Genomic DNA, 10815 nt, shown 5'->3' with positions numbered 1-10815 from the left:
TTCAACAGAGATGTCGACTGATCTGACGCCTTCGCGAGCAGGCTCGCTCCCACAGGGGATCCCGGTTCCGACAGGAAGATCGAGTTGTTTGCCTCTCCTCTGATTAGAAGGACATGCACCATGCGTATCGTCGTAGCTCTGGGCGGTAACGCCCTGCTCCGCCGTGGTGAACCGATGACCGCTGACAATCAGCGCGCCAACATCCGCATCGCCACCGAGCAAATCGCCAAGATCCATCCCGGCAACCAACTGGTCATCGCCCACGGCAATGGCCCGCAAGTCGGCCTGCTGTCGTTGCAAGCGGCGGCCTACACCTCCGTCACCCCTTACCCGCTGGACGTGCTCGGTGCCGAAACCGAAGGCATGATCGGCTACATCATCGAACAGGAACTGGGCAATCTGCTCGACTTCGAAGTGCCGTTCGCCACCCTGCTCACCCAGGTTGAAGTCGACGCCAAGGATCCGGCCTTCCAGAACCCGACCAAGCCGATCGGCCCCGTCTACGACAAGGCCGAAGCGGAAAAACTCGCTGCTGAAAAAGGCTGGGCGATTGCTCCGGATGGCGACAAGTTCCGCCGTGTGGTCGCCAGCCCACGGCCAAAACGCATCTTCGAAATCCGCCCGATCAAATGGCTGCTGGACAAGGGCAGCATCGTGATCTGCGCCGGTGGCGGCGGGATTCCGACCATGTACGACGAGAACCGTAATCTCAAAGGTATCGAGGCAGTGATCGACAAGGACCTGTGCTCGTCGCTGCTCGCCGAGCAACTGGAAGCCGATCTGCTGGTGATTGCCACGGACGTCAACGCGGCGTTCATCGACTACGGTAAACCGACGCAGAAAGCCATTGCCGAAGCGCACCCGGACGAACTCGAACGCCTCGGTTTCGCCGCCGGCTCGATGGGGCCTAAGGTGCAGGCAGCCTGCGAATTTGCGCGCCATACTGGCAAGGTCGCGGTGATCGGTTCGCTGGCGGATATCGAAGCGATTGTCCAGGGTACTGCCGGTACTCGAGTAACCACGGCGAAGCCGGGCATCACTTACCGATAATCAGAAACTCCGGGGGCAGGCCCGAGGCCTGCCCTTCTCCCATGCCTTGAAAGGAGAAAACCATGGCCCAGTTTGAACCCGGTCATCTGCATATTGAGCGGCACGCGTTGACGCCGGATGACGTCAGTTACAACGTGCACCTTGACTATGAAGTGTTCACCGATCCGCACAAAGGCAAAGGGATACAGTTCACGCTGCATGGCAGCATGCAGGGCAAGGACATGAAGGAAACGTTTTTCCTGCCCAAGGAAGAGGCCTACAACTTCGCCCGCGACGTGACGCGGATCGCCGAAAAATACGGGATTCCCAAGGCTCACAGCCAGATCGGTTCGGTGCACAAACATTACGACCTGATGTTTGAAGACATTCGGCAGAAGTTGAATATGCAATCCGGGGATCCGGTCAATCCTGAGCATTTTGAGTAACCCGCAAAAGCCCCTCACCCTAGCCCTCTCCCAAAGGGAGAGGGGACTGATTGGGGGATGCTTCAGAGTTACGCCGACTTGATCCAGCTCTACCGAATCCATAATCGACTGGTTCTTTCAGGTCGATGTCAAACCTCAGACACCTCACCCCAGCCCTCTCCCTCCGGGAGAGGGCTGGGGTGAGGGGACTGATTGGGAGATATTGCAGTATTACGCCTACCTGATCCTGCATCACTGAATCCATAATCGACTCGATATTTCAGGTCGACGTGTAGCGCCAGACACCTCGGTCAGCCCCCTCTACCTCCGGGAGAGGGCTGGGTTGAGGGGAATGATTGGGAGATATTGCAGTATTACGCCTACCTGATCCTGCATCACTGAATCCATAATCGACTCGATTTTTCAGGTCGACGTGTAGCGCCAGACACCTCGGTCAGCCCCCTCTCCCTCCGGGAGAGGGCTGGGGTGAGGGTGCTTTTGCTTTCACCTCTCTCCAAGCCCAAGGCATACTTGCCACCCTCCGCTCTGCAGATCACTGAACCGCCCCATGCGTATCCACGTCAGCTTCATCGACCGCGTCGGCATCACCCAGGAAGTCCTGGCTATCCTCGGTGGGCGCAATCTCAATCTGGATGCGGTGGAGATGATCCCGCCGAACGTCTACATCGACGCGCCGACCCTCAGCCCGCAAGTGCTCGAAGAACTGAAAGATGCGCTGTTTCGCGTGCTCGGCGTGGAAGCGGTGACAGTGGTCGACATCCTCCCGGGCCAGCGTCGGCATTTGCAGCTTGATGCACTGCTCGCGGCGATGACCGACCCGGTGCTCGCCCTCGACAGTGCCGGCAAGGTGCTGCTGGCCAACCCGGCGTTGATCGCGTTGTACGGTCGCGAACCCGCCGGTGAAAGTGTCTCTGAACTGTTCAACGATCCGGCCCTGCTCGACACCTTGCTCGAACACGGCTTCCGTTTGCCGCTGCGCGAAATCACCGTCAACGGCCAGACCCTGCTGCTCGACGCCACGCCGATCACCGACGCTGGCGCGCTATTGACCTTGTATCAACCGAACCGCATCGGCGAACAACTCTCGGCACTGCACCACGACCATGCCGAAGGCTTTGACGCGCTGCTCGGTGAATCCCCGGCAATCCGCACTCTCAAGGCACGCGCACAAAGAGTCGCCGCTCTTGATGCACCGCTGTTGATTCAAGGCGAAACCGGCACCGGTAAAGAACTGGTCGCCCGCGCCTGCCACGCGATCAGCACTCGCCACAGTGCACCTTTCCTCGCCCTGAACTGCGCCGCGCTGCCGGAAAACCTCGCCGAAAGCGAACTGTTCGGCTACGCCCCCGGTGCCTTCACCGGTGCGGCGCGCGGTGGCAAACCGGGGCTGATGGAACTGGCCAACCAGGGCACGGTGTTTCTCGATGAAATCGGCGAAATGTCGCCGTACTTGCAGGCCAAACTGCTGCGCTTTTTGAACGACGGCAGCTTCCGCCGCGTCGGCGGTGATCGCGAAGTGAAGGTGAACGTGCGCATCCTCAGCGCGACTCACCGCGATCTGGAAAAAATGGTCAGCGAAGGCTTGTTCCGCGAAGACCTGTTCTATCGCCTCAACGTGCTCAACGTTGAAGTGCCGCCGCTGCGTGAGCGCGGGCAGGACATTCTGTTGTTAGCGCGCTATTTCATGCAGCAGGCTTGTGCGCAGATCCAGCGCCCGGTTTGCCGCCTCGCGCCGGGGACATACCCAGCGCTGCTCGGCAACCGCTGGCCGGGTAACGTGCGGCAATTGCAGAACGTGATCTTCCGCGCGGCGGCGATTTGCGAGAGCAGCCTGGTGGATATCGGCGACCTCGACATTGCCGGCACCTCGGTCGCACGGCAAACCGACAGCGATGTCGACAGCCTCGAACAAGCGGTCGAGTCCTTCGAAAAAACGCTGCTGGAAAAACTCTACGTCAGCTACCCCTCGACCCGCCAACTGGCCAGCCGCCTGCAAACTTCGCACACCGCGATCGCCCATCGCCTGCGCAAATACGGCATCCCCAACAAACCCTGAACCCACCACGAATCCTCCTGTGGGAAATACCCCCACTGTGGGAGCGAGCCTGCTCGCGAAAGCGGTATATCAGCAGAATCATTGGTGACTGACACACCCTCTTCGCGAGCAGGCTCGCTCCCACAGGGGTTAGAGGGTGGATTCGAAATCCGTTCAAAAACGACCTCCACCTGTACTGAAAGCGCTACAGCGGAACGATATCGCTACACGCGCCTCCGATCACCGCTGTGCAAGGCTTTGATCCCGTTCAGCTTTTCTCCTCGCTCCAGCCTGTAGCGATTTCGCTACACACTCCAATTCAAGCCATCTCATCCAAACATATAACTTTTTGATTTATATAGATAAATCAACATTGGCCGCGTTCTTGCTAATCAATCCCTCATAAATAAGGGCCTTCGCGCCCGACTATTCCACCGCGTCCACCAGACGAGTCTGGCCCCTGAGGAGTTTCCATGAGCGAGTTGCGTTTCACTGAAGATCACGAATGGCTGCGCACCGAAGCTGACGGCAGCGTTACTGTCGGCATCACCGCTTTCGCGCAGAACGCCCTGGGCGACGTGGTGTTCGTGCAACTGCCTGAGCTGCAGGCTTACGAAAAAGGCGCCGAAGCCGCCACCGTGGAATCGGTAAAAGCCGCCAGCGGCGTGTACATGCCTCTGGACGGTGAAGTACTGGCGATCAACCCGGCACTGGAAGACAGCCCGGAGCTGGTCAACGAAGATCCGCTGGGCGAAGGCTGGTTCTTCCGCTTCCAGCCAAGCGACGCCGCCGCTGTCGGCAAACTGCTCGATCAGGACGCGTACGACCGTCTGATCAAAGCCCAAGCCGAAGCCTGAGGAACACCGACATGACTCAAGTAAACCTTGGCACCGCCAACGAATTCATCGCCCGTCACATCGGCCCGCGCGCCGGTGACGAGCAAGCCATGCTCAACAGCCTCGGCTTCGATTCCCTCGAAGCGCTGAGCGCCAGCGTCATCCCGGAAAGCATCAAGGGCACCAGCGTGCTCGGCCTGGACGACGGTTTGAGCGAAGCCGATGCACTGGCGATGATCAAATCCATCGCCGGCAAGAATCAGCTGTTCAAGACCTACATCGGCCAGGGCTACTACAACTGCCACACGCCGTCGCCGATCCTGCGTAACCTGCTGGAAAACCCGGCCTGGTACACCGCTTACACCCCGTACCAGCCAGAAATTTCCCAGGGTCGTCTCGAAGCGCTGCTGAACTTCCAGACCATGATCAGCGACCTCACCGGCCTACCGATCGCCAACGCCTCCCTGCTCGACGAAGCCACCGCTGCTGCCGAAGCCATGACCTTCTGCAAACGCCTGAGCAAGAACAAGGGCAGCCACCAATTCTTCGCCTCGATCCACAGCCACCCGCAAACCCTCGACGTGCTGCGCACCCGTGCCGAGCCGCTGGGCATTGAAGTGGTCGTGGGCGATGAGCGTGAACTGACTGACGTGACGCCGTTCTTCGGCGCGCTGCTGCAATACCCGGCGAGCAACGGTGATGTGTTCGACTACCGCGAACTGACCGAACGCTTCCACGCCGCCAACGCACTGGTGGCCGTGGCCGCTGACCTGCTCGCCCTGACGCTGTTGACCGCCCCGGGCGAGTTCGGCGCCGACGTCGCCATCGGTTCGGCACAACGCTTCGGCGTGCCGCTGGGCTTCGGTGGCCCGCACGCGGCTTACTTCTCCACCAAAGATGCGTTCAAGCGCGACATGCCGGGCCGTCTGGTCGGCGTTTCGGTTGACCGTTTCGGCAAGCCGGCCCTGCGTCTGGCGATGCAGACCCGCGAACAACACATCCGTCGCGAGAAGGCCACGTCGAACATCTGCACCGCGCAGGTGCTGCTGGCCAACATCGCCAGCATGTACGCCGTTTACCATGGCCCGAAAGGCCTGACGCAGATCGCCAACCGCGTGCATCACCTGACCGCGATTCTGGCCAAGGGCCTGACCGCGCTGGGCGATAACGTCGAACAAGCGAACTTCTTCGACACCCTCACAGTGGCCACCGGCGCGCAAACCGCCGCGCTGCACGACAAGGCGCACGCTGCGCAGATCAACCTGCGCGTGATCGACGCTCAGCGTCTGGGATTGTCGGTTGACGAAACCACCACCCAGGCAGATATCGAAACCCTGTGGAGCCTGTTCGCCGACGGCAAGACCCTGCCGGACTTCGCCGCCCTCGCCGCTTCGGTTCAAAGCACTATCCCTGCTTCGCTGGTACGCCAGTCGCCAATCCTCAGCCACCCGGTGTTCAACCGTTATCACTCGGAAACCGAGCTGATGCGCTACCTGCGCAAACTGGCCGACAAGGATCTGGCACTGGATCGCACCATGATCCCGCTGGGCTCGTGCACCATGAAACTCAACGCTGCCAGCGAAATGATCCCGGTGACCTGGGCTGAATTCGGTGCGCTGCACCCGTTCGCCCCAGCCGCACAGAGCGCCGGTTACCAGCAACTGACCGATGAGCTGGAAGCGATGCTTTGTGCCGCCACTGGTTACGACGCGATCTCGCTGCAACCGAACGCCGGTTCGCAAGGTGAATACGCAGGCCTCTTGGCGATCCGCGCCTATCACCAGAGCCGTGGCGATGAGCGTCGCGACATCTGCCTGATCCCGTCGTCCGCCCACGGCACCAACCCGGCCACCGCCAACATGGCTGGCATGCGCGTGGTCGTGACTGCCTGCGATGCGCGCGGCAACGTCGACATCGAAGACCTGCGTGCCAAAGCCATCGAGCACCGCGAACACCTCGCCGCGCTCATGATCACTTACCCGTCGACCCACGGCGTGTTCGAAGAAGGCATCCGCGAAATCTGCGGGATCATTCATGACAACGGCGGCCAGGTGTACATCGACGGCGCCAACATGAACGCGATGGTTGGCCTCTGCGCACCGGGCAAGTTCGGCGGCGACGTCTCGCACCTGAACCTGCACAAAACCTTCTGCATCCCGCACGGCGGTGGCGGCCCGGGTGTTGGCCCGATTGGCGTCAAGTCGCACCTGACCCCGTTCCTGCCCGGCCACGGCCAGATGGAACGCAAGGAAGGCGCGGTTTGCGCAGCACCGTTCGGCAGCGCGAGCATTCTGCCGATCACCTGGATGTACATTCGCATGATGGGCGGCGCCGGTCTGAAGCGCGCTTCGCAGTTGGCGATCCTCAATGCCAACTACATTTCCCGTCGTCTCGAAGAGCACTACCCAGTGCTGTACACCGGCAGCAACGGTCTGGTGGCACACGAGTGCATCCTTGATCTGCGTCCGCTGAAAGACAGTAGCGGCATCAGCGTTGATGACGTCGCCAAGCGCCTGATCGACTTCGGCTTCCACGCGCCAACCATGTCGTTCCCGGTCGCCGGCACGCTGATGATCGAGCCGACCGAAAGCGAATCCAAGGAAGAACTAGACCGCTTCTGCGACGCCATGATCCGCATCCGCGAAGAAATCCGCGCGGTGGAAAACGGCACGCTGGACAAGGACGACAACCCGCTGAAAAACGCTCCGCACACTGCAGCGGAACTGGTTGGCGAGTGGACTCATCCGTACAGCCGCGAGCAGGCCGTTTACCCGGTAGCGTCGCTGATCGAAGGCAAATACTGGCCACCGGTCGGTCGCGTCGACAACGTCTTCGGTGATCGCAACCTGGTGTGCGCCTGCCCGTCGATCGAAAGCTACGCTTAAAGGAATGAGGGGCAGGAATACCTGCCTCTTTCTCCAGAACACCACGAATCCCTGTGGGAGCGAGCTTGCTCGCGAATGCGGTAGGTCAGCCAACATAGAGGGTGACTGACACTCCGCCTTCGCGAGCAAGCTCGCTCCCACAGGGGGGATGTAACCAGCCTGATATACCGCCAATTCCTATAACAAGAAACCGGAGAACCACTCATGTCGTTAAGCGTGTTCGACCTGTTCAAGATTGGCATCGGCCCCTCCAGTTCCCACACCGTCGGCCCGATGCGTGCTGCTGCGCGCTTCGCCGAAGGTTTACGCCGTGAAAACCTGCTAACGGCCACCGCCAGCGTTCGCGTCGAACTCTACGGCTCCCTCGGCGCAACCGGTAAAGGTCACGGCAGCGACAAAGCCGTGCTGCTCGGCCTGGAAGGCGAACACCCGGACACCGTTGATACCGAAACCGTCGCCGCGCGCCTGCAAGAAATTCGCGGGAACGGCCGACTGAATCTGCTCGGCGAACACAGCATCGTGTTCAACGAGAAAGAACACCTGGCGATGATCCGCAAGCCGCTGGCCTATCACCCCAACGGGATGATTTTTCGCGCCTTCGATGCGGCGGGGATTCAGGTCCGCAGCCGCGAGTACTACTCGGTCGGTGGCGGTTTTGTCGTCGATGAAGACGCAGCCGGCGCCGATCGCATCGTTGAAGACGCCACACCGCTGACCTTTCCATTCAAAAGTGCTAAGGACTTGCTCGGTCATTGCGCAACCTACGGTCTGTCGATCAGTCAGGTGATGCTGACCAATGAAAGCGCCTGGCGCCCGGAAGCGGAAACCCGCGCTGGACTGCTGAACATCTGGCAGGTGATGCAGGACTGCGTCGCTGCCGGTTGCCGTAACGAAGGCATTTTGCCCGGCGGCTTGAAGGTCAAACGCCGGGCGGCGGTGCTGCATCGACAATTGTGCAAGAACCCGGAATCGGCCTTGCGCGATCCGTTGTCGGTGCTCGACTGGGTCAACCTGTACGCCTTGGCGGTGAATGAAGAAAACGCCAACGGCGGCCGCGTGGTCACCGCACCAACCAACGGCGCGGCCGGGATCGTTCCAGCAGTGCTGCATTACTACATGCGTTTTATCCCCGGCGCGAATGACGACGGCGTCGTTCGGTTTCTGCTGACCGCTGCAGCCATCGGCATTCTCTACAAGGAAAACGCCTCGATCTCCGGAGCCGAAGTCGGTTGTCAGGGTGAAGTCGGCGTCGCTTGTTCGATGGCGGCTGGCGCGTTGTGTGAGGTGCTCGGCGGCAGTGTTCAGCAAGTCGAAAACGCCGCAGAAATCGGCATGGAACATAACCTCGGCCTGACCTGCGACCCGATTGGCGGGCTGGTGCAAGTGCCGTGCATCGAGCGCAATGCGATGGGTTCGGTGAAAGCCATCAACGCGGTACGCATGGCCATGAGAGGCGACGGCCAGCATTTCGTCTCCCTCGACAAAGTCATCCGCACCATGCGCCAGACCGGCGCCGACATGAAAAGCAAATACAAAGAGACCGCCCGCGGCGGTCTGGCGGTCAACATCATCGAATGCTGATCAAGAACCAAGCCAAACGAAATTGACCACCTCTCCCCCAGGGAGAGAAACGTAATTAGCCCCCTCTCCCTCCGGGAGAGAAACGTACCTGACTCCCTCTCCCTCCGGGAGAGGGCTGGGGTGAGGGGCTTTTGATCTTGATCTTGCCGCTTACCCCCCAACTCAAATTTTCAAGGAGCCACGCATGTCCACCGAACAACTGTCGAAAACCCCGCTGCACGCTCTGCACCTCGAACTCGGCGCCCGCATGGTGCCATTCGCCGGCTACGACATGCCGGTGCAATACCCGCTCGGCGTAATGAAAGAACATCAACACACCCGTGAACACGCCGGGCTGTTCGACGTCTCGCACATGGGCCAGATTCGCCTGACCGGCGCCAATGCCGCCAAAGCCCTGGAAAGCCTGGTGCCGGTAGACATCATCGACCTGCCGGTGGGCATGCAGCGTTACGCGATGTTCACCAACGACAACGGCGGCATTCTCGATGACCTGATGGTGGCCAACCTCGGTAATGACGAATTGTTCCTGGTGGTCAACGCCGCGTGTAAGGATCAGGACCTGGCCCACCTGCAAAAACACATCGGCGATCAGTGCACCATTACGGCGCTGTTCGAAGAGCGCGCCCTGTTGGCGTTGCAAGGTCCGGCCGCCGTTACCGTACTGGCGCGTCTGGCACCGGAAGTAGCGAAGATGACCTTCATGCAGTTCGCCCGCGTGTCGTTGTTGGGCCTGGATTGCTTTGTCAGCCGTTCGGGCTACACCGGTGAAGACGGTTTCGAAATCTCCGTTCCAGCTGCAGATGCCGAAAAACTCGCGCGTGCCCTGCTCGCCGAACCGGAAGTTCAGGCGATCGGCCTCGGTGCTCGCGACTCGCTGCGCCTGGAAGCCGGCCTGTGCCTGTACGGCCACGACATGAACACCGAGACCACGCCAATCGAAGCTAGCCTGCTGTGGGCAATCTCCAAGCCACGCCGCGCCGATGGCGCACGGGCCGGCGGTTTCCCGGGCGCGGAGAACGTTTTCGCGCAGCAACAGAACGGCGTCGCGCGCAAACGCGTCGGCCTGCTGCCGCAGGAGCGCACACCCGTGCGTGAAGGCGCAGAAATCGTCAACGAGGCCGGCGAAATCATCGGCAGCGTGTGCAGTGGCGGCTTCGGACCAACGCTGGGTGGGCCGTTGGCAATGGGTTACCTCGACAGCGGCTATGTCGCCATCGATACACCGGTTTGGGCAATCGTCCGTGGGAAAAAGGTGCAAATGCTTGTAAGCAAAATGCCATTTGTTCCACAACGCTACTATCGCGGTTGATTGACTGTTTCTATAAGTAACGCGATTGCGTTATGCGTGCACTAATGTGTAACGCAATCGCCACAAAAAAGTGCATTTTCTAACAATCGATTCGAATATGAACTTTGCTTATAACGTTCGAAAACAATTGAACAAGCGAATCGTCTAAGCCCGCACTAGTGAATGGATTAACTTGCTCAAGCTCAATAAAACCGGGGCTTCGCAGGGGCTTGTTTTTTCTCCCGTAGTTGGCGTAGAGTTTGTCCACTGTGTTTGCATGGGTCAGCTTGGAATCGTGACCTGGGCAGTAGCCTACAAGTTAGCTACATCCCGTTCGACGTCTTCTTACTCTCCTGCAACCAGCCCCAGTACTCTTTCATGAGAAGGAGACTGTCATTAATTTTTGCGTCAAAGGAAATAAGAAATGTCCACACGTCAGAGCGGTACCGTCAAGTGGTTTAACGACGAGAAAGGTTTTGGTTTTATCACTCCAGAAAGCGGTCCGGATCTGTTCGTGCATTTCCGCGCCATTCAGGGCAACGGCTTCAAAAGCCTGAAAGAAGGCCAGAAAGTGACCTTCGTTGCTGTGCAGGGCCAGAAAGGCATGCAGGCTGACGAAGTACAAGCAGAAGCCTGATTTCTGTTACGAAAAAGCCCCTGATATTGATATCAGGGGCTTTTTTGTGCGCGCGAATCCGTAAAATGGCGCTTCACT

The 10815-nt window shown here is 59.6% G+C and carries 8 protein-coding genes; all 8 read left to right on the top strand.

Annotation, left to right across the window (positions count from 1 at the left end; translation table 11 throughout):
* Positions 1-120: 120 nt before the first annotated feature.
* The 8 genes from arcC to F8N44_RS27990 all read left to right on the top strand — a co-directional run bounded on the left by arcC (position 121) and on the right by F8N44_RS27990 (position 10737).
* The gene (gene arcC / locus F8N44_RS28025) at positions 121-1050 is read left to right on the top strand and encodes a carbamate kinase (protein ID WP_034153407.1); all 930 of its coding nucleotides are present in this window, start codon (positions 121-123) and stop codon (positions 1048-1050) included.
* 62 nt (positions 1051-1112) lie between these two features.
* On the top strand, positions 1113-1475 hold the full coding sequence (locus F8N44_RS28020; RefSeq protein WP_150652597.1) for a DUF5064 family protein: 363 nt from the start codon (positions 1113-1115) through the stop codon (positions 1473-1475).
* A gap of 547 nt (positions 1476-2022) precedes the next feature.
* Positions 2023-3531, top strand: a complete 1509-nt coding sequence (locus F8N44_RS28015) for a sigma-54-dependent transcriptional regulator (protein ID WP_038366608.1) — start codon at positions 2023-2025, stop codon at positions 3529-3531.
* 452 nt (positions 3532-3983) lie between these two features.
* The gene (gcvH, locus tag F8N44_RS28010) at positions 3984-4367 is read left to right on the top strand and encodes a glycine cleavage system protein GcvH (RefSeq protein WP_150652596.1); all 384 of its coding nucleotides are present in this window, start codon (positions 3984-3986) and stop codon (positions 4365-4367) included.
* A gap of 11 nt (positions 4368-4378) precedes the next feature.
* Positions 4379-7231: an aminomethyl-transferring glycine dehydrogenase gene (gene gcvP / locus F8N44_RS28005; RefSeq protein ID WP_150652595.1), complete on the top strand. Its 2853-nt coding sequence runs from the start codon at positions 4379-4381 to the stop codon at positions 7229-7231.
* A 204-nt stretch (positions 7232-7435) separates the two neighbouring features.
* Positions 7436-8812: an L-serine ammonia-lyase gene (locus tag F8N44_RS28000; protein ID WP_150652594.1), complete on the top strand. Its 1377-nt coding sequence runs from the start codon at positions 7436-7438 to the stop codon at positions 8810-8812.
* Positions 8813-8996: 184 nt separating this feature from the next.
* A complete protein-coding gene (gcvT, locus tag F8N44_RS27995) occupies positions 8997-10121 on the top strand; it encodes a glycine cleavage system aminomethyltransferase GcvT (protein WP_150652593.1) in 1125 nt (374 codons plus the stop codon).
* 403 nt (positions 10122-10524) lie between these two features.
* Entirely contained in the window at positions 10525-10737 is a 213-nt protein-coding gene (locus tag F8N44_RS27990; protein ID WP_003227496.1) for a cold-shock protein, read from the top strand.
* Positions 10738-10815: the final 78 nt, after the last annotated feature.

This window comes from Pseudomonas fluorescens (assembly GCF_902497745.1).
In the GTDB taxonomy this organism is placed as follows: domain Bacteria; phylum Pseudomonadota; class Gammaproteobacteria; order Pseudomonadales; family Pseudomonadaceae; genus Aquipseudomonas; species Aquipseudomonas fluorescens_BM.
The sequence above is the reverse complement of the archived record's forward strand: the minus strand, read 5'-3'. Positions and strand labels throughout refer to the sequence as shown.

Excerpts from the sequence above, each read along its gene's own strand:
- arcC (WP_034153407.1), top strand. The coding sequence starts at position 121 with ATGCGTATCGTCGTAGCTCTGGGCGGTAACGCCCTGCTCCGCCGTGGT.
- F8N44_RS28020 (WP_150652597.1), top strand. The coding sequence starts at position 1,113 with ATGGCCCAGTTTGAACCCGGTCATCTGCATATTGAGCGGCACGCGTTG.
- F8N44_RS28015 (WP_038366608.1), top strand. The coding sequence starts at position 2,023 with ATGCGTATCCACGTCAGCTTCATCGACCGCGTCGGCATCACCCAGGAA.
- gcvH (WP_150652596.1), top strand. The coding sequence starts at position 3,984 with ATGAGCGAGTTGCGTTTCACTGAAGATCACGAATGGCTGCGCACCGAA.
- gcvP (WP_150652595.1), top strand. The coding sequence starts at position 4,379 with ATGACTCAAGTAAACCTTGGCACCGCCAACGAATTCATCGCCCGTCAC.
- F8N44_RS28000 (WP_150652594.1), top strand. The coding sequence starts at position 7,436 with ATGTCGTTAAGCGTGTTCGACCTGTTCAAGATTGGCATCGGCCCCTCC.
- gcvT (WP_150652593.1), top strand. The coding sequence starts at position 8,997 with ATGTCCACCGAACAACTGTCGAAAACCCCGCTGCACGCTCTGCACCTC.
- F8N44_RS27990 (WP_003227496.1), top strand. The coding sequence starts at position 10,525 with ATGTCCACACGTCAGAGCGGTACCGTCAAGTGGTTTAACGACGAGAAA.